A 17,520-nucleotide genomic window follows, 5' to 3' on the forward strand; every position below is an offset into this window, starting at 1 on the left:
GCGCTGACCGCGCAGGGCGTCACCGAACCGTTCCCGATCCAGGCGGCCACCCTGCCGAACTCGCTGGCCGGGCGCGATGTGCTGGGCCGGGGCCGCACCGGCTCCGGGAAGACCCTCGCCTTCGGCCTGGCGGTGCTGGCCCGCACGGCGGGGCACCGCGCGGAGGCCCGGCACCCGCGCGCCCTGGTCCTGGTCCCCACCCGCGAGCTGGCCCAGCAGGTGACCGCCGCGCTGACCCCGTACGCGAAGCCGCTGCGGGTGCGCCTGGCGACCGTCGTCGGCGGGATGTCGATCGGCCGCCAGACGGCCGCGCTGCGCGGCGGCACCGAGGTCGTCGTCGCCACGCCGGGCCGCCTCAAGGACCTCATCGAGCGCGGCGACTGCGTCCTGGACCGGGTCGAGGTGACGGTGCTGGACGAGGCGGACCAGATGGCCGACCTGGGGTTCATGCCGCAGGTCACCCAGCTGCTCAACCAGATCCCGCCGGACGGCCAGCGCATGCTGTTCTCGGCGACCCTGGACCGCGACGTCGACCTGCTCGTCCGGCGCTACCTGAACGACCCGGTCGTCCACTCGGTGGACCCGGCCGCGGGCGCGGTGACGACGATGGAGCACCACGTGCTCTACGTACGGCCCTCCGACAAGTTCGCCACCACCACGGAGATCGCGGCGCGCGAGGGCCGGGTGATCATGTTCCTGGACACCAAGCACGCCGTGGACGAGCTGACCGCCCACCTGCTCAACAGCGGGGTCCGGGCGGCCGCCCTGCACGGCGGGAAGTCGCAGCCGGAGCGCAACCGCACCCTGGAGCGCTTCAAGACCGGGCACGTCTCGGTCCTGGTGGCGACGAACGTCGCGGCACGCGGGATCCACGTCGACAACCTGGACCTCGTCGTCAACGTCGATCCGCCGGCCGACTCCAAGGACTACCTGCACCGGGGCGGACGCACCGCCCGGGCCGGGGAGTCCGGCACCGTCGTCACGCTGGTGCTGCCCAGCCAGCGCCGCGAGATGACCCGGCTGATGGCGGACGCGGGCATCACCCCGCGGATCGCGGAGGTCCGTTCCGGCGGGGAGGAGCTGAGCCGGATCACCGGCGCGCGGACCCCCTCCGGCGTCCCCGTCACCATCACCGCGCCGCCCTCCGAGCGCCGGGTCAGGCCCAGAGGGCCTCGGCGAGCGTGACGCCCGCGAAGGCCGCGCCGAGGCCCGCGGCGACGCTCACCACGACGTTGGCCGCCGCGTAGACCCCGGCCCCGTCCTCCGCGAGCCGCAGCGTCTCGTAGCTGAACGTGGAGTACGTGGTCAGCGCCCCGCACAGCCCGGTCCCGAGCAGCAGCTGAAGGTGCGAGGAGGCCGCCCCGGCCGCCACCGCGCCGGTCAGCGTGCCCAGGATCAGGGAGCCGGCCGTGTTGACGGCGAACGTCCCCCACGGGAAGACCGTGTCGTGGCGGGACTGCACCGCCCGGTCGGTCAGATAGCGCAGCGGGGCGCCGACCGCCGCTCCGGCGATCACGAGCAGCCAGTTCACTCCTGATCCCCCCGTATCCCGGGGTTCCGCACGATCTCGCAGGCGTCCAGCGTCACGGGGGAGTCACCGGTCAGCTCGGTGATCCTGGGCAGGAACGCCCGCACCGCCTCCTCCGCGTCCACGATCACCACCGCCACCGGCAGGTCCTCGCTCAGGGACAGCAGCCGCTGGGTGTGGATCATCGAGGAGGCGCCGAAGCCCTCGATGCCCCGGAAGACGCTGGCGCCGGCCAGACCGGCGGCGTGCGCCCGGTGCACGATCTCCGTGTACACGGGCCGGTGGTGCCAGCTGTCGGACTCGCCGACCAGCACGGTCAGCCGCAGCCCCGGAACGGTCACGGGTGTCGTCATGCCTGCCTCCACGCCAGTGCGCGGCGGGTCAGCCACACCGCGCTCCACACCGCCGCGAGGGCCGCGAGCAGTGTCACTCCGAGATAGACCAGTCCGGTGCCGGCCCGGTCCCTGGACACGAGCTGTTCGATGTCGACCGCGTACGTCGAGAAGGTGGTGAACCCGCCGAGGACCCCGGTCCCGAAGAACGGCCTCACCAGCCGGTGCGCCGCCCAGACCTCGCTGATCACCACCATGAACACCCCGATGACCGCGCAGCCGATGACGTTGACCACGAGGGTCGTCCAGGGGAAGCCGCCGGCCGCGGTGGGCCAGAGCAGCGAGGCGCCGTAGCGGGCGGAGGCGCCGGCCGCGCCGCCGAGCGCGACCACGGCGACGACGGCGGTCTGCGGGTTCTTCGTGAGGATGCCGGGCATGCGTCTCCTACCTGCCGGGGCGCCCGCCGGGCGCGGGCGCGCGTCTGCGCAAGTAGGGACCGTTGGCGGCACGTCACGCGTCCGCGGTTCGGGTACGGCGGGCCCCACCGCCGCACGGGGACCGTCACCGGCCCGCCGCTTCCCCCAGGATATCGCCGGGACGGGCCGGTCCGGGCCCGGACCGGGGCTATTCCCCGTCCCGACCGGTTTCACCCGATCGGCCACCTCATCTGCGGGCCGGGCGGGATGCCCGCAGGGTGGAGCCATGTGGCACCACCGAATATGGCTGGGTGCCGCGGTCCTCCCGCTGGCTCTCCTGGTGCCGCGGGACGCCCCGGTGCCCCACATCCTGGCCGAGCCGCCCGCCGCCCCCCGCACGCGGGCGGTGGCCGCGCCGCAGCCGGTGATCGTCAGCCGGACGGCCTGGCACGCGGACGAGTCCATCGTCCGGGAACGTGCCGCCTACACGGGCGCCGTCCGCGCGGTCTTCGTCCACCACACGGGCGAGACGAACGACTACGACTGCGCCCAGGCCCCCGAGCTGATCCGGAACGTCGAGGAGGCCCACATCAAGGGCCGGGGCTGGGACGACATCGGCTACAACTTCCTGGTCGACCGGTGCGGCACGATCTACGAGGGCCGGGCCGGCGGCATCACGCGCTCGGTGCGCGGCGCCCACACCACCGGCTTCAACGCCGACAGCGTGGGCATCGCGGTGCTCGGCGACTACCACGACGGCGAGAAGGTCCCGGCCCCCGTGCTCCGGGCGCTGGCCTCCATCGCGGCCTGGAAGCTGAGCCCCGGCGAGGACCCCCGCGGCAAGGTGAAGCTGCGCTCGACCAACGACGCCAGCCGCTACCCCAAGGGCGAGGTGGTCGTGCTGAACGTCATCTCCGGCCACCGCGACACGTACCAGACGAGCTGTCCCGGCCAGGCGCTGTACGACGAACTGCCCGAGATCCGGTCGATGGCAGCGGCCATGCGCACGGCGGCCGGGCGCCAGGGGGAGACGGACACGGAGGATGCCGGAAATACGCACTAGTGCATACATTGCTTGACACTAGTACGTACGGCGGTAGGCTGACGGGCATGACCGCCACGCGCCCCCTCCCCGTGACCCTGACCGGCCGCCACGTCCGCGTCGAACCGCTCACCCCCGCCCACCTGGACGACCTGTTCGCCGCCGGCGGGGACGACGACGAGGTCTGGCGCTGGCTGGGTCCGACGCCCCGCACCCCGGAGGCGCTGGGGGCCACCCTGTCCGCCCTGCTCGCGGACCCGTCGTACCTCCCGTTCGCCGTCGTCCGCCGGGACACCGGGCGGGCGGTCGGCTGGACGACGTACATGGACATCGACGTGGCGAACGAACGCCTGGAGATCGGCTGGACCTGGTACGGGCGCGCCCACTGGCGCTCGGCGGTCAACACGGAGACGAAGCTGCTCCTGCTCACCCACGCCTTCGAGGACCTGGGCATGGGCCGCGTCCAGCTGAAGACCGACCACCTCAACGACCGCTCCCAGAAGGCGATCGCCCGCCTCGGAGCCCGCCACGAGGGCGTCCTGCGCCGCCACCGCCGCCGCCCGGACGGGAGTTGGCGCGACACGGTGTACTTCGCGCTGCTCGCGGACGAGTGGCCGGAGGCGAAGGCGCGCCTGGCGGAGCGGGTCTGACCGTGCGGCAGCCGGGGGTCCACCGACCGGTGGACCCCCCGTTCCACCGGTCGAGGCTGCCGGGCGCACCCCCCTCCGCAACAGCATGGAGGACATGAGACTTCGACCCGTACACCTGGCCCGGTGGAGCGCCCGGCACCCCTGGCGCGCGATCACCGGATGGTTCCTCTTCGTCCTCCTCTGCCTCGGCGCCGGCATCGCGGCGGGCTCCAACCCGGCCACCACGAAGGACTTCTGGGTCGGCGAGGCCGGTCACGCCGAGTCGATGGCCACCGACGCCGGCCTCCAGCGCCGGCCCACCGAACACATCCTCATCCGCTCCGCCTCCGGCCCCCTGGACACCGCCCGGGCGGACCAGGCGGCCCGCGAACTCACCCAGCGCATGCGGTCCCTGGACGAGGTACGCGACGTGGCGGCACCCGTCCCCTCGAAGGACGGCACCGCCCTGCGGGTGAGCGTCGTCCTGGAGGGCCCCGAGCTGGACGGCAAGAAGAACGTCGTCCCGCTCCTCGCCGAGACCGCCGAGGTGGCCGGTGCCCACCCGGAGCTCGTCGTGGAGGAGACCGGCTCGCCGGCCATCAGCAAGGGCGTCAACGACCAGCGCGGCGACGACCTCGCCCTCTCCGAACGGCTCTCCCTGCCGGTCACCCTCGTCATCCTGCTGGCCGTCTTCGGCTCGGTGGTCATGGCCGGGGTGCCGCTGCTCCTCGCGCTCTCCTCGATCGCCGCGGCGATGGGCCTGTCCATGCTGGCCTCGCACCTGCTGCCCGACCCGGGCGTCGGCACCAACATGCTCCTGCTCATGGGCCTCGCGGTGGGCGTCGACTACACCCTCTTCTACCTCAAGCGCGAACGCGAGGAACGGGCCCGTGCGGGCGGCCGGCTCGGCCCCGAGGCACTGGTGGAGCTCGCGTCGGCGACCGCCGGCCGGGCCGTGGTGGTCTCCGGACTCGCGGTGATCGTCTGCACCGCGACCCTCTACCTCGCCACGGACGTCATCTTCTCCTCGCTGGCCACCGGCACGATCCTCGTCGTCGCCGTGGCCGTGCTCAGCTCGCTCACCGTGCTCCCCGCCCTGCTGGTCAAGCTGGGCCACCGCGCGGAACGCCGCGCCGCGAACAGGGCCGCCCGGCGGGCGAAGCGCGGGGCGCCGGTCGCCGCGAAGCGCCCGAAGCCCGAGAACGGCCGGATGTTCACCGCCCTCCTGAGCCCGGCCCGGCGCCACCCCGTGGCCACCCTGTGCGCGTCCGTCCTGGTCATGCTCGCCGTCGCCGCGCCCGCCCTGGGCCTCAAGCTCGTCGACCCCGGCAAGGACACCTTCTCCCGCTCGATCCCGGCCATGCAGGTGTACGACCGGCTGACCGCGGCGTACCCCGAACTCCTCGTGAAGCACGAGGTGGTGACCCGTACGAGCCCCGACCGCGCGCCCGAGGCCAGGGCGGCGCTGGCCGAACTCGGGCGGCGGGCCCAGGCCGACCCGCTCTTCGCCCGCACCGGGAAGCCCGTTCTCCGCACCTCCGCCGACGGCCGCGTCACCGTGCTCGAACTGGCCGTCCCGCACCCCGCGCCCTCCGACGAGGCCATCGCGTCCCTGGACCACCTCCGCGACCGCTACATCCCCGCCACCGTCGGCAGGCTGACCGGCGCCGACACGGCGGTCAGCGGTGACGTGGCACGCGGGCAGGACTACGTGCACCACGAACGCGGCAAGCTGCCGCTGGTGATCGGCTTCCTGCTGCTGTTCACCTTCGTCACGACCGCGGTCGCCTTCCGCTCGGCGGTCATCGGCCTGATCGGCGTCGTCCTCAACCTGCTCTCGGCGGCCGCCGCACTCGGCGCGCTCGTCCTGGTCTTCCAGGGCACCTGGGCCGAGGGGCTGCTGGACTTCGACTCGCTCGGCGCCATCGCCTCCCGCGTCCCGCTCTTCCTCTTCGTGCTGCTCTTCGGCCTCTCGATGGACTACCAGGTCTTCGTCGTCAGCCGGATCAAGGAGGCCATGGACCACGGCATGACGGCCCGGGAAGCGGTGCTCGAAGGCATCGCCCGCTCGGCGAAGGTCGTCACGAGCGCCGCCCTGGTCATGGTCACGATCTTCGCGGCCTTCGTCTTCCTGCACCTCACGGAGATGAAGCAGATGGGCTTCTGCCTCGCGGTCGCCGTCCTCCTGGACGCCGTGGTGATCCGGATGATGATCCTGCCGTCGCTCCTGCTGCTCCTCGGCGACCGCGCCTGGCCCCGGAAGCGCCGCGCCACGGCCGCCCCCCAGGCCGCCCCGGCCCTCCCCGTAGGCTGACGGACATGCTTCAACGGCCCCAACGCGGCGACCCGCTCTGGATCTGGGTGCTCCACGGCTGGGAGGCCCTGTCCTGGGGCCTCGTCGCCCTCGTCACCCTGATCACGATGGCAGGCGGGTCGCCCGGGGACCGGAAGCTCGGCATCCTCGGCCTGACGGTTCTCGTCGCCGCCTGTTACGCGTGGGTGCGGCTGCGCCCCGGGAGCCGGGTGCCCGGCCCGTACGGCTATCTGTCGGTGCTCGTCGTGGGGCTCGGGCTCCTCGCCTGGCTGGGCGACGGGTTCGGCGCCCTCTACACCGTGGTGCTCGCCCAGTTCATCGTCTTCGTGGACAGCCCCCGGGGCGCCGTCCTCTTCGCGGGGCTCGGGGCGCTGGGGATCACCGTCGGCGGGAGCCTGCGGGAGGGCGGGCAGCCGGAGGTCTTCCTCCACAACACCCTCTCCTCGCTCCCCGTCTGGGCCGCCGCCGTCCTGATGGCCGTCCTCACCCCCAGGGCGCTGGCCCAGCGCGACGAACGGGCCGCACTCCGCGCGGAGTTGCAGAGCACCCAGCTCGAACTGGCCGAGAGCCAGCGGCGCCAGGGAGCGGCCGAGGAGCGCGAACGCCTCGCCCGGGAGATCCACGACACCCTCGCCCAGGGCTTCGCGTCGATCATCGTGCTCGCCGAGGCGGCCAGGTCCCAGCTCGCCGCGGACCCGGCGCGCAGCGCCCAGCAGCTGCAGTCCATCGAGCAGACGGCCCGGGAGAACCTGGCCGAGGCCCGGGTCCTCGTCGGGTCCGCCCCCAGCAGCGGGGTCGCCGCGGGCTCCGTCGCCGCGACGCTCCGCCGCACCCTGGACCGCTTCACCGAGGACACCGGCCTCACGGTCACCGCCGAACTCGCGGACGTCGACTGCGACCAGCCGACCCGGGTCGCCCTGCTCCGCTGCACCCAGGAGTCCCTGGCCAACATACGCAAACACGCCGCCGCCACCACCGTGGGCGTCGTCCTGACCGCCCACCCCGGCGGCGTCGAGCTGGAGATCACCGACGACGGGCGCGGCTTCGTCGTGGCGGACTCCCGGGGCTTCGGCCTGGACGGCATGCGCCGGCGCCTCGCGGAGTTCGGCGGCGGGCTCACAGTCACCAGCTCGCTCGGCGACGGCACCCGCGTCCTCGCCACCATCCCGCTGCACGAGAGGCCCCAGGTGCCATGACGCCCACTCCCGCGCCCCTGCGCATCATCCTGGCCGACGACCACACCGTGATGCGTGCGGGGCTGGTCGCCCTGCTCGGCTCCGAGCCGACGCTCGACATCGTCGGCGAGGCGAGCGACGGCCGCGAGGCGGTCGCCCTGACCGAACGCCTCCGCCCGGACGTCGCCCTGCTCGACCTGCGCATGCCGGTCCTCGACGGCGTCGGCGCCACCACGGCGATCGTCGCGGGCCCCGCCCCGACCCGGGTGCTGATCCTCACCACGTACGACACCGACGCGGACATCGAACGCGGAGTGGAGGCGGGCGCCACCGGCTATCTGCTCAAGGACGCCACCCGCGAGCAACTGGTGGACGCCATCCACGCGGCCTCACGCGGCGAGACCGTCCTCGCCCCGCGCGTCGCCCAGCGCCTGGTCGCCAAGATGCGGCGCCCCGCCCCGGTCGCGCTGACCGCGCGCGAGTCGGACGTCCTCGAAGCGGTCGCGGACGGCCTCTCGAACGCGGAGATCGGCCGCCGGCTGTTCATCGGCGAGGCGACGGTGAAGACCCACCTGCTGCGCATCTTCGCCAAGCTGGACGTCAACGACCGCACGCGCGCGGTGGTGGTGGCGCTGGACACGGGCCTGCTGAAGCGGCGTTGATCCCTACAGCGCGTCCGGCCCCCGCTCGCCCGTGCGCACCCGCACCACCGTCTCCACGTGCTGCACCCACACCTTGCCGTCACCGATGCGGTCCGTCCGGGCGGCGCGGACGACCGCGTCGAGGGCGGCCTCCTCGTCCGCGTCGTCCACGACCGCCTCGATCCGCACCTTGGGCACCAGGTCGACGCGGTACTCGGCGCCCCGGTACACCTCGGTGTGCCCGTGCTGGCGGCCGTAGCCACCGGCCTCGGTGACGGTCAGCCCCTGGACGCCGGCCTCCCGGAGCGCGGTCTTCACCTCGTCGAGGCGGTGCGGGCGTATGACGGCGGTGATGAGCTTCACTGTGCGGGTTTCCTGTCCCTGGGGAGCGATGCCGGCTGCGGGGCCGCGTGCCCCAGCGCGCCGTGATCGTAGGCGCTCTCCGCGTGCAGCGTCTGGTCGAGGCCGGTGACCTCCTCCTCGGCGGAGGCCCGCAGGCCCATCAGCCGGTCGATCGCCTTGCCGATCCCGTACGTCACGAGGAAGGTGTACGCCGCCACCGCGACCACGGCGACCGCCTGCTTCAGGAGCAGGGCCGCCCCGCCCCCGTACAGCAGGCCCTCCGCGCCGCCGGTCATCGTGGCGGTCGCGAACAGGCCGATGAGCAGGGTGCCGACGACGCCCCCGGCGAAGTGCACCCCGACGACGTCGAGCGCGTCGTCGTAGCCGAAGCGGAACTTCCACGCGACCGCGTACGAACAGACGGCACCGGCCGCGAGCCCGACCGCCGCACCGCCCGTCAGCGAGACCGTGCCGCAGGCCGGGGTGATCGCGACCAGCCCGGCGACCGCGCCCGAGGCCGCGCCGAAGGTGGTGGGGTGCCCGTCGCGCCGCTGCTCCACGAAGAGCCAGCCGAGCAGTCCGGTGCAGCCCGCGACGATCGTGTTGAGCATCGAGGCGGCGGCGAGCCCGTTCGCGGCGAGCGCGGAACCGCCGTTGAAACCGAGCCAGCCGAACCAGAGCAGCCCGGCGCCGAGCATCACCATCGGCAGGTTGTGCGGGCGCATCGCGTCCTTCCGGAACCCGATGCGCGGCCCCACCACGAGCGCCAGCGCCAGCCCCGAAGCGCCGGACGCGATCTCCACCACGAGCCCCCCGGCGAAGTCCAGCGCGCCCAGCGCCTCCTTGATCCAGCCGCCGGGGCCCCAGACCCAGTGCGCGACGGGCGCGTATACGAGCAGCGTCCACACCGGTACGAAGACGAGCCACGCGGCGAACTTCGTACGGTCCGCCACCGCACCGCTGATCAGCGCCGCCGTGATGACCGCGAACGTGAGCTGGAAGGTCGTGAACAGCAGGGTCGGCACCCCGCCCGTCAGCGCGTCCGGCCCGATGTCCGCCAGGCCCAGGTGGCGGAGGTCGCCGACGAGCCCGCCGAACGCGTCGTCGCCGAAGGCCAGCGCATAGCCCGCGACCAGCCAGACCACGGTGACCAGGGCGATCGAGACGAAGCTCATCATCAGCATGTTGAGGACGCTCTTCGTGCGGACCATGCCGCCGTAGAACAGCGCGAGCCCAGGGGTCATCAGCAGGACGAGGGCGGTGGCGGCGAGCAGCCAGGCGGTGTCGCCGGTGTCCAGACCGGGTGCGGCCACGGTCACGGGGGTCACGGGGTCCCTCCTCGGGGCGGGGAGCGGTGGGAGCGACTGCGAGCGTGACCGGTTCGCGTTTCGGCGAGAGACCCCGTGTGTTTCCGCCGTATTTCATTGCCCGGGTGTTGCCGGGATCTCACGGGCGCGGTGCGGTGCGCCCGGCCGGCGTCAGCAGCCGCTCCCCGGCGCCCGCCCCGTGTCAGCAGCCGCCCCCCGGCGCCCGCCCCGTGTCAGCAGCCGCCCCCCGGCGCCCGCCCCGTGTCAGCAGCCGCTCCCCGGCGCCCGCCCCGTGTCGGCAGCCGCTCCCCACCCGCCTCGTGTCAGCAGCCGCCCCCCGTGAAGCGGGCGAGACCGTACGCCGAGTCCAGCCGGTACGTGCCCGCCTTCCGCACGGTCAGCCGCGTCCACTCGCCGTCCTGCCGCAGACAGGCACCGTCCGCCCCCCGCACCCGGAGCCACGGCGAGTACGCGACCCGTACGGTCACCGAGCCGGCCCGCTCCATGCGCAGGACCATGTCCGCGTCGCTGCCGCCGGTGACCGTGGCGGGCGGGGGTGCGAGCGGGGTGGCCTCGCGGACCCGGTAGACCGTCCAGCCGTCGTCCTCCCACACCTGGTCCAGCCACGGCAACCCGCCCTTGATCAGGGCGGCTTCGGCCTCGGCGGGGCCGTCCGGCCGCCCGTGGTGCAGGACGACGAGGCCCACGGCCCAGTGGTCGAGCCAGGCGCGGTAGCGGTCCGGGGTGAGCTCGCCCTCGTAGAAGAGGCGCCCGCGCTCGACGTCCAGCTGACGGTTCCAGCCCCGGGCCATGTTCACGTGCGGGGCGAGGGCGGTGGCCTCGCGGTGGTTGCGTGCGGGGACGACCTCGACGCGGACCCGGTCGGCGCCCAGCCGGTCGAGGGCGGCGACGACGCCCTCGGTGTGGGACGCCCAGGCCGGCACGGTGGTGGTGACGCGGAGATCGGACACCGTCTTGCTGACGAGCCAGACCCCGCTGACCACGAGGACGGCGGCCAGCAACCCGGTACGCGCCCGCGCCCCGGCGCGGACCGTGTCGAGGATCGCCGCGCACAGCACGGGCACGGCGACCAGGCCGAGCAGCCGCTCGACGTTCGTGCCGATGGGGGACGCGACGAGGAACGTCAGCACCACGCCGACCGCGTACACCACGGCCCCGTACCGGGCCAGCCGCCACTCCCGGGCCCGGGGCGCCGCGAGCGCGAACACCGTGCAGACGAGGAGCGGCGTCCACAACCGGTCCGCGTGCATGGGCTGTTCGCCCTCGAACGGGAACAGCAGCGTCGTCGCGCCGATGACCGCGAAGAACGGGACCATCAGGACCGCGCCCGTGCGCCACCGCCGGTCGAGCAGATACGCCGCCCCCACGACGACCAGGAAGAGCCCGGCCACCGGGCTCGCCATGGTGGCCAGCGCCCCCGCGACGACGGTCACCACGGGCCGGTGGGCGTACCGGCAGGCGACGAGCCCGATGGCCACGCCGAGCGCGAAGGTCGTGCGGCCCGACGCGACGTTGCACCACAGGGCGAAGGCGCCCAGCAGCGCGGGCGGGAGCGGCCGGCGCAGGCCCGTACGGGCGAAGAGGCGGGCCAGCAGCCAGGTGGCGGCGAGCCCGGAGGCGACGGAGACCGTGCGCACACCGGCGTAGGCCATGACGTACGAGGAGAAGACGCTGTAGTTCGCGGTGTGCGTCCCCCCGTACCAGGAGAGGTTGTACGCCGATCCCGGGTGGCGCGCGGTGAACCCGGCCCAGGCGAACTGCGCGGCGAGGTCACCGGCCCCGGTGGCCAGGAAGGCGGCCCACACGGCGTACAGCGGCAGCACGGCCGCGACGGAGATCAACGGGACGCGGTGGTCCCGCCACCAGGGGGGCCGCCCCGGTTCCCGAATGGAGCTGTCCGTGTCCGCCCGTACGCCCTCACCGATTGCCACCCGGCACACCTTAGAGGGCATCACCGGCAGGGGTCTCCAGGGGACGCCAAGAGGCTTCGAAACTTTCGAAATCGATGGTGGGAGAGATCGGGGGAGGGCTTGCTTCCGCCCGAATGCGTGCCCGGGTGCGGACGAGGAAATGTCAAATGACCTGGGGGTTCGCCCAACTCGCTTATGGTCAGGGGGAGTCGAAGGTTTCGCAACTCATGCCGAAACTATTGACACCCCCAGGGGCCGGTCCAACACTGAGCGCCGTCGGCAGGCCCCCGCCGACGCCCACCTGCTCACGGGACCAGGAGGACATCCCCCATGCACGCAGCCCCCGCACATCCGACGAGCCGCACCAGACCCCCCAGCGGAATACGGCTGTTCATCCGCAGCGCCTTCGCCCTGGTGATCGCGGTCGTCGCGGCCATCGCCCTGCCCGGCACGGCCACCGCCGACACGACCGTCACCTCGAACCAGACGGGGACCAACAACGGCTACTACTACTCGTTCTGGACCGACAGCCCCGGCTCCGTCTCCATGAACCTGGGATCAGGCGGCAGCTACGGAACGTCCTGGCGCAACACCGGCAACTTCGTCGCGGGCAAGGGCTGGAGCACCGGCGGCCGCCGCAGCGTGACCTACTCCGGCTCCTTCAACCCCTCCGGCAACGCCTATCTGGCCCTCTACGGCTGGTCGCAGAACCCGCTCGTGGAGTACTACATCGTCGACAACTGGGGCACCTACCGGCCCACCGGCACCTTCAAGGGCACGGTCACCAGTGACGGCGGAACGTACGACATCTACGAGACGACCCGCACCAACGCCCCGTCGATCGAGGGCAACAAGACGTTCAAGCAGTACTGGAGCGTCCGCCAGTCCAAGCGGACCGGGGGCACCATCACCACCGGCAACCACTTCGACGCCTGGGCGTCGCACGGGATGAACCTCGGCAGCTTCAACTACATGATCATGGCCACCGAGGGCTACCAGAGCAGCGGCAGCTCCAGCATCACGCTGGGCAGCACATCCGGTGGCGGTGACAACGGCGGAGGCAACACCGGCGGCGGCAGCAACGGCTGCACCGCGACCCTCTCCGCGGGCGACAAGTGGAGCGACCGCTACAACCTCAACGTCGCGGTCTCCGGCTCCAGCAACTGGACCGTGACGATGAACGTCCCGTCCCCGGAGAAGGTCCTCTCCACCTGGAACATCAGCGCGAGTTACCCCAGTGCCCAAGTGCTGACCGCCAAGCCCAACGGCAGCGGCAACAACTTCGGCGTCACCATCCAGACCAACGGCACCTGGACCTGGCCGTCGGTCTCCTGCACCACGGGCTGACCCGTGCGGTGCGCTCCGGGGCGGCGGCGGCCGGTCCGGAGCGCACCGTCCGTCCGCCCGGCTCACAGGACCGCGGCCGCCCCAGCCGGGACGTCCGCCCCACCGTCCGCCGGCTCATCGGCGCCCGCTCCCCGGCCGGCCTCCTGATCCCCTCGGCGAACCCCCGCCCCCCCCACGCCTTCGGCAGGACGTCCGGGGATGCTGATCGACGGGGACCCGATGGTGGAGCCTTCGGACCGTCACGAATCCATCACTTATGGAGGACCTGCCTCCTCTTGCGGCGGAGCGTGCGTATACGGTCATGCCTCCATCAATCGCACCTTGGGGGGACGAATGAGCTGGAACAACAGCACCCAACAACCCTGGGGCCCGGCCCCGGAGAAGCCGGCCGGGGCCGCCTCGGGACTGCCCGCCTGGGCGCGCAAGCGCGTCCTCGTTCCGGCGGCCGCCGGCCTGTTCGTCGCCGGAGCCGTCGCGGGGAGCGCGGGCGCCGGCGGCAGCAGTACGGAGAACGTCGGCAGGGCGACGCCCGCGCCCCTCGCGACGGTCACCGTGACGGCGTCGCCGAAGGCCGCCGCCGAGCCTCCCGCGCCGAAGGGCACGACCCGGCCGGCCGACGACTCCGGCGCGAAGGTGTCCGTGCCCGACTTCGTCGGCATGGGCCTCCAGTCCGCGCAGGACGCGGCGCAGGCCAAGGGCTTCTCCACGCTGACCTCGCACGACAGCGCGGGCCGGGACCGGATGCAGCTGCTCGACCGGAACTGGAAAGTCTGCTCCCAGAACGTGCCGGCCGGCACGTCGGTCGCGTCGACCACCAAGTTGGACTTCGGCGCCGTGAAGACCGAGGAGAGCTGCCCGGCCGAGGACCAGGAGCCCACGAAGGCGGTGGGCGGCCGGATGCCGGACCTCGCGGGAACGTCGGTCAACACCGCGCGCGCCGCGCTCGACTCCGGCACCTCGCTCACGGTGGAGGACGCCGCCGAGGACCGCATGGTGCTGCTGGAGAGCAACTGGAAGGTCTGCACCCAGGCACCGGCGGCGGGCACGAAGCTGAACGGGCAGCCGGTGGAGCTCACGGCCGTGAAGTTCGAGGAGAACTGCCCGTAGGGGTGCCCCTCTCCCGGCGTCCGGGCCGTGGGCTCCCGCACGGGAGCCCACGGCCCGGACGCCGACCCGTCAGGAGGCGGGCATCGTCGTGACCAGGTCGATCTACGTCCGCGCTTCGGCCCGCTCCATCAGCCCGGCGGCCACGTCGTCCCAGTCCGGGCCGTGCAGCCGCAGGCTCCGGGCGGCCTCCCGCAACAGCTCCGGTTCGTCCGGCCGCTGCAACAGCACCAGCCGGTAGGCCAGGTTCCGTACCCACACGGGCAGATGGCCGTCCACGATGTGCGGGCAGAGCGCGCGCAGCATGGCGAGGATGGCGTCCGCGTCGGCGAACGTCAGCTCCTCGATGAAGTAGTGCTCCCGGTGTTCGAGCCCGCACGCCGGGGTCGGCCGGTACTCGTCCCCGTACAGGCACCGCGCGTGTGCCGTCAGGGTCCCGTGCGTGGACGCGAGGGTACGACGCGGAGCGCCGCCGCCCTCAGTCCCCGCCACCGTCGCCGCCGTCCCCGTCGAAGATCCAGCTCAGCGGGTTCCACCCCGTGCCCTCGGGCAGGGACTCGCCGCCCCGGGCGCGCCCCGGCGTGCCCTCCCTCGCGCGGATCAGGTCGCGCACCGTCCGGGCTATGGGGTCCCGGCCGGCGGAGGCCGTCACCTCGCTGCGCGGCCGGAAGAGCTCGTCCCCCGGCAGTACGTTCCTGGCCAGCCCCATCGCGCCGACGAGTGCGGCCAGCAGACGGGCGCGCTCGTCGTCGCTCGCCCCGTGCCCCACGGCGGACACCCGCTCGCGCGCGGGGGACGTCCGGTCGTCCGGCCCCGTGAGGTGGCGGCGTTGCGCGATGACCCCCAGGGCGCGGGTGCGCTCCTCGCGCAGGGCCCCCCGCGCGACGAGCCGGTGGCGCCACACCTCGTCCGTCCTGCCCGCACTGGTCTTCACCCCGGCGGTGTCGCGCACCCACCGCTGCAGCTTGTGCCCCTTGCGGCGGCCGGCGACCCCGGCCAGCGCCGCGTCGAGGAACGAGTCCCCGAGCGCCGGCCCACCGGACGCGGTGATCTTTCCGTCCTGTACGACGACCCGCCGCGCGAGCACCAGCTCGCCGGCGACGGCACCCGCGATCCCGAGCCGGAGAGAGGACGGCCGGCACACGACGCGCCCCTCGGTCGGATGGTGTGCGAGGAGCAACAACTCCTCGGGAAGCGTGAAGTGCGGTACGAACACGATGGCATGACCCCCCCGGTCCACTGCGGACAACGCCTCATGCTCGCACGGGGTCGCGGGTCAGGGCGGGTGGCCGGTGGCGTCGGCGCAGCGTGGCAGCCCATGACACAACCCCCGGGGGGCGCGGCTCGACGTACGCGGCGGAAGGTTGCTCACGCCCACGACGCGCGCCCGTGCGGTTCCGTGCGGTCCCGTGCCGCCTCAGTCCTCGGGCCGCTCTTCCGCCGCGCGGCGGTACTCGGCGTTGATGCGCTGCGCCTCTTCCAGCTGGTCCTCCAGGACGACGATGCGGCAGGCGGCCTCGATGGGGGTGCCCTGGTCGACCAGTTCGCGGGCGCGGGCGGCGATGCGCAGTTGGTAGCGGGAGTAGCGGCGGTGGCCGCCCTCCGAACGCAGCGGGGTGATCAGACGGGCTTCGCCGATGGCGCGGAGGAAACCCTGGCTCGTGCCGAGCATCTCGGCGGCCCGGCCCATCGTGTAGGCGGGGTAGTCGTCGTCGTCAAGACGGCCGTACGAGTCGTCTGCTGTCACTTGCACCTCTCTTGTGGAACGCGTCGAGGGGCCTTGGTGCCACTTGGCACCAAGGCCCCGAAGGAACTACTACACCACCTGCCGGCCCGGACTCGGCACCGGCCTTCTTTGTCCGCGGCTCCGACCTGGCCGCTGTCGGAAGTGCGGGGATCGCGGTTGCGTGACCGGAGACCACCTCACTGTCGATGTCCTGCGGTACCCGGGCGGGCCGAAGGCCGCGGTCCCGGGCGATCCTGATGGCGCGGCTCCTCCGTTCTTCTCTCGGGATCAACTGCTGACCAGCGGGTACTGCGTACTGCGTGCACGGAGGCCGTGACGGTCATGTCAGCGGCCCCGCTCCGGCGGCCCCTTGCCTGCGGGCCACCCGGTCCGGCCGTCAGTCCCGTCGCCGTCCTGCAACAGCCCTGGCTTCGGAACTCCACCGCCGCACCGTCCTGCGACTACGTCCACCACCGGCAGTCCGTCTCTGCCGGGTATCACTGTCTCTCTGGGTTACGAGAGAAACCCTAACCAGGTCAGTGAGCAATGTCTACTGCGGTCGCCATAGATTTTCGGATTCACTCCGATGAGGTAATCGGCCGCCCCGGAGGAGTCGGCCGCCCCGACGCCCACCGGCTTGTCCGAGGGGCCGGGGGACGCCGGGCCGACCCGTGCATAAGATCGGCTCTCATGTCGAAGCCTGACGAGCTGCTCGTTGACGTCGCCACTCTGGTGGAGTCCGGGCACAGCAACCAGATGTCCCTCACCGTGGTCGCCGGTGGTGCCGTCATCACCGGCCGCCTGGCCCCCGAAGCCGTGTGGCGGCAGCGGGTGTCGGAGGTCCTGACCGACTCGGCCCGGCTGGGCGAGTTCTCCGCCGTCTTCACCGCCACGGCCCGGAGGGAGGGCCCGCCCGAGTATCTGCACTTCCACATGGCGCGGATCCTCCAGGGCACGGTGGGGATCCCGGAGACGGGCGGGATGTACCGCGTCGCGATCGCGGACGTCAGCGCCTGGACCATGGGCGACTTCACCTATTCCGAGCACTGACGTTCCCCCCCCGGGTACGCGGAAGGGCCCGACCGGCACCTCGTCGGTCAGGCCCTTCCGCCTGCTCAGGCCGCGGGCCCGTGCCACCCGCCGGGCATCAGGCGGTCAGACGGCCACCGGGCTGCCGAGGATCGCGGAGGCGTGCCGCAACGGGCCGAGGGCCGGGGCGGGCGCGGCGGCCCGGGAAGCGCTGCGGCAGGTGAAACCGAGCCTGGCCATCGCCCGGAGCACCTCGCCGGCGCTGTCGCGCAGCTGGACCCGGTCCGAGTAGCCGGGCCCGACGCGGACGACGGCCGGCTGGGCCCGGGTGACCAGTGCGGTGCACATGCCGTCGTCGTCGCAGACCCTCAGGCCTGCGGTCCGGGCACCGGCCATGACGGACAGGGCCACCTCCACGGTCATGTCGTCACAGACCTGCGGCCCGGCGGCGTCCACGGCATCGGGCACCGCCTCGGCGACGGGACCGGTGCTCGCCGGGTCGGGCTGGTTCTGGACCGATGCCACAAGGTGCCTCCTGTGGAGACGGGCCGGCCTTCGGATCACGCGGTGGTCAGGCCGCCGCGTTCGCTGCGGACTGCCGCCCGCTCCCGCGCCGGGCCGCCGCGCCCGGGTTGCGCCGGCCGGCGGGGGACGCGG

General features: G+C 73.0%; 19 protein-coding genes and 1 pseudogene. 9 read left to right on the plus strand and 11 right to left on the minus strand.

Annotated features, from left to right (window positions below):
• Positions 1 to 1,185, plus strand: a 1,185-nt coding sequence (locus tag G3I41_RS18300; protein WP_164401296.1) for a DEAD/DEAH box helicase, incomplete at its 5' end; no start/stop codon positions are given.
• Here G3I41_RS18300 and crcB (G3I41_RS18305) read toward each other — a convergent pair.
• The 3 genes from crcB (G3I41_RS18305) to crcB (G3I41_RS18315) are packed head-to-tail and all read right to left on the minus strand — an operon-like array spanning position 1,157 to position 2,297.
• The gene (gene crcB, locus G3I41_RS18305) at positions 1,157 to 1,531 is read right to left on the minus strand and encodes a fluoride efflux transporter CrcB (protein ID WP_164401297.1); all 375 of its coding nucleotides are present in this window, start codon (positions 1,529 to 1,531) and stop codon (positions 1,157 to 1,159) included. The two genes, G3I41_RS18300 and crcB (G3I41_RS18305), sit on opposite strands and share 29 nt — an antisense overlap.
• Positions 1,528 to 1,881, minus strand: a complete 354-nt coding sequence (locus G3I41_RS18310; RefSeq protein ID WP_164401298.1) for a DUF190 domain-containing protein — start codon at positions 1,879 to 1,881, stop codon at positions 1,528 to 1,530. The genes crcB (G3I41_RS18305) and G3I41_RS18310 overlap by 4 nt, the downstream gene beginning before the upstream one ends.
• On the minus strand, positions 1,878 to 2,297 hold the full coding sequence (crcB, locus tag G3I41_RS18315) for a fluoride efflux transporter CrcB (protein WP_164401299.1): 420 nt from the start codon (positions 2,295 to 2,297) through the stop codon (positions 1,878 to 1,880). The genes G3I41_RS18310 and crcB (G3I41_RS18315) overlap by 4 nt, the downstream gene beginning before the upstream one ends.
• Before the next feature lie 265 nt (positions 2,298 to 2,562).
• Between crcB (G3I41_RS18315) and G3I41_RS18320 the strand changes: the two genes are divergently transcribed.
• The 5 genes from G3I41_RS18320 (at position 2,563) to G3I41_RS18340 (ending at position 8,098) form a co-directional block, all read left to right on the plus strand.
• Positions 2,563 to 3,339: a peptidoglycan recognition protein gene (locus tag G3I41_RS18320; RefSeq protein ID WP_164401300.1), complete on the plus strand. Its 777-nt coding sequence runs from the start codon at positions 2,563 to 2,565 to the stop codon at positions 3,337 to 3,339.
• Between the two features lie 47 nt (positions 3,340 to 3,386).
• Complete coding sequence (locus tag G3I41_RS18325; RefSeq protein ID WP_164401301.1) at positions 3,387 to 3,968, plus strand: GNAT family protein; 582 nt, start codon at positions 3,387 to 3,389, stop codon at positions 3,966 to 3,968.
• Between the two features lie 94 nt (positions 3,969 to 4,062).
• Positions 4,063 to 6,261, plus strand: coding sequence for an MMPL family transporter (locus tag G3I41_RS18330; protein WP_164401302.1), 2,199 nt, complete (start codon positions 4,063 to 4,065; stop codon positions 6,259 to 6,261).
• 5 nt (positions 6,262 to 6,266) lie between these two features.
• Entirely contained in the window at positions 6,267 to 7,457 is a 1,191-nt protein-coding gene (locus G3I41_RS18335) for a sensor histidine kinase (protein WP_164401303.1), read from the plus strand.
• Positions 7,454 to 8,098 carry a response regulator transcription factor gene (locus G3I41_RS18340; protein WP_164401304.1) on the plus strand — a complete coding sequence of 215 codons (645 nt, stop codon included), beginning with the start codon at positions 7,454 to 7,456 and terminating at the stop codon, positions 8,096 to 8,098. Before G3I41_RS18335 ends, G3I41_RS18340 begins: the two co-directional genes overlap by 4 nt.
• A 3-nt stretch (positions 8,099 to 8,101) precedes the next feature.
• Here the strand turns inward: G3I41_RS18340 and G3I41_RS18345 are convergent, their stop codons facing one another.
• The 3 genes from G3I41_RS18345 to G3I41_RS18355 all read right to left on the minus strand — a co-directional run bounded on the left by G3I41_RS18345 (position 8,102) and on the right by G3I41_RS18355 (position 11,636).
• Entirely contained in the window at positions 8,102 to 8,440 is a 339-nt protein-coding gene (locus G3I41_RS18345) for a P-II family nitrogen regulator (protein WP_164401305.1), read from the minus strand.
• Complete coding sequence (locus G3I41_RS18350; RefSeq protein ID WP_164401306.1) at positions 8,437 to 9,747, minus strand: ammonium transporter; 1,311 nt, start codon at positions 9,745 to 9,747, stop codon at positions 8,437 to 8,439. The genes G3I41_RS18345 and G3I41_RS18350 overlap by 4 nt, the downstream gene beginning before the upstream one ends.
• A gap of 302 nt (positions 9,748 to 10,049) precedes the next feature.
• A complete protein-coding gene (locus G3I41_RS18355) occupies positions 10,050 to 11,636 on the minus strand; it encodes a hypothetical protein (protein WP_164401314.1) in 1,587 nt (528 codons plus the stop codon).
• Between the two features lie 351 nt (positions 11,637 to 11,987).
• Here G3I41_RS18355 and G3I41_RS18360 point away from each other — a divergent pair, with 351 nt between their 5' ends.
• On the plus strand, positions 11,988 to 13,004 hold the full coding sequence (locus tag G3I41_RS18360) for a glycoside hydrolase family 11 protein (RefSeq protein WP_164401307.1): 1,017 nt from the start codon (positions 11,988 to 11,990) through the stop codon (positions 13,002 to 13,004).
• Between the two features lie 73 nt (positions 13,005 to 13,077).
• Here the strand turns inward: G3I41_RS18360 and G3I41_RS36905 are convergent.
• Positions 13,078 to 13,191: pseudogene (locus tag G3I41_RS36905) on the minus strand (glycosyltransferase family 2 protein); the annotation flags it as partial.
• Positions 13,192 to 13,337: 146 nt separating this feature from the next.
• Here G3I41_RS36905 and G3I41_RS18370 point away from each other — a divergent pair.
• Positions 13,338 to 14,111 carry a PASTA domain-containing protein gene (locus G3I41_RS18370; protein ID WP_164401308.1) on the plus strand — a complete coding sequence of 258 codons (774 nt, stop codon included), beginning with the start codon at positions 13,338 to 13,340 and terminating at the stop codon, positions 14,109 to 14,111.
• 102 nt (positions 14,112 to 14,213) lie between these two features.
• Here the strand turns inward: G3I41_RS18370 and G3I41_RS18375 are convergent, their stop codons facing one another.
• The 3 genes from G3I41_RS18375 to G3I41_RS18385 all read right to left on the minus strand — a co-directional run bounded on the left by G3I41_RS18375 (position 14,214) and on the right by G3I41_RS18385 (position 15,855).
• On the minus strand, positions 14,214 to 14,600 hold the full coding sequence (locus tag G3I41_RS18375) for a hypothetical protein (RefSeq protein WP_164401309.1): 387 nt from the start codon (positions 14,598 to 14,600) through the stop codon (positions 14,214 to 14,216).
• Positions 14,587 to 15,324, minus strand: coding sequence for a GPP34 family phosphoprotein (locus tag G3I41_RS18380; RefSeq protein ID WP_164401310.1), 738 nt, complete (start codon positions 15,322 to 15,324; stop codon positions 14,587 to 14,589). Before G3I41_RS18380 ends, G3I41_RS18375 begins: the two co-directional genes overlap by 14 nt.
• Before the next feature lie 201 nt (positions 15,325 to 15,525).
• The gene (locus G3I41_RS18385; protein ID WP_164401311.1) at positions 15,526 to 15,855 is read right to left on the minus strand and encodes a MerR family transcriptional regulator; all 330 of its coding nucleotides are present in this window, start codon (positions 15,853 to 15,855) and stop codon (positions 15,526 to 15,528) included.
• Positions 15,856 to 16,524: 669 nt separating this feature from the next.
• On the opposite strand from G3I41_RS18385, the gene G3I41_RS18390 reads away from it, so the two are divergent.
• Positions 16,525 to 16,884 (plus strand): hypothetical protein, encoded by a 360-nt coding sequence (locus G3I41_RS18390; protein ID WP_164401312.1) that lies wholly within the window; start codon positions 16,525 to 16,527, stop codon positions 16,882 to 16,884.
• Between the two features lie 105 nt (positions 16,885 to 16,989).
• Here the strand turns inward: G3I41_RS18390 and G3I41_RS36910 are convergent, their stop codons facing one another.
• Positions 16,990 to 17,388 carry a hypothetical protein gene (locus tag G3I41_RS36910; RefSeq protein ID WP_164401313.1) on the minus strand — a complete coding sequence of 133 codons (399 nt, stop codon included), beginning with the start codon at positions 17,386 to 17,388 and terminating at the stop codon, positions 16,990 to 16,992.
• Between the last annotated feature and the right edge of the window lie 132 nt (positions 17,389 to 17,520).

The organism is Streptomyces sp. SID9727 (assembly GCF_010550605.1).
Taxonomy (GTDB): Bacteria; Actinomycetota; Actinomycetes; order Streptomycetales; family Streptomycetaceae; genus Streptomyces.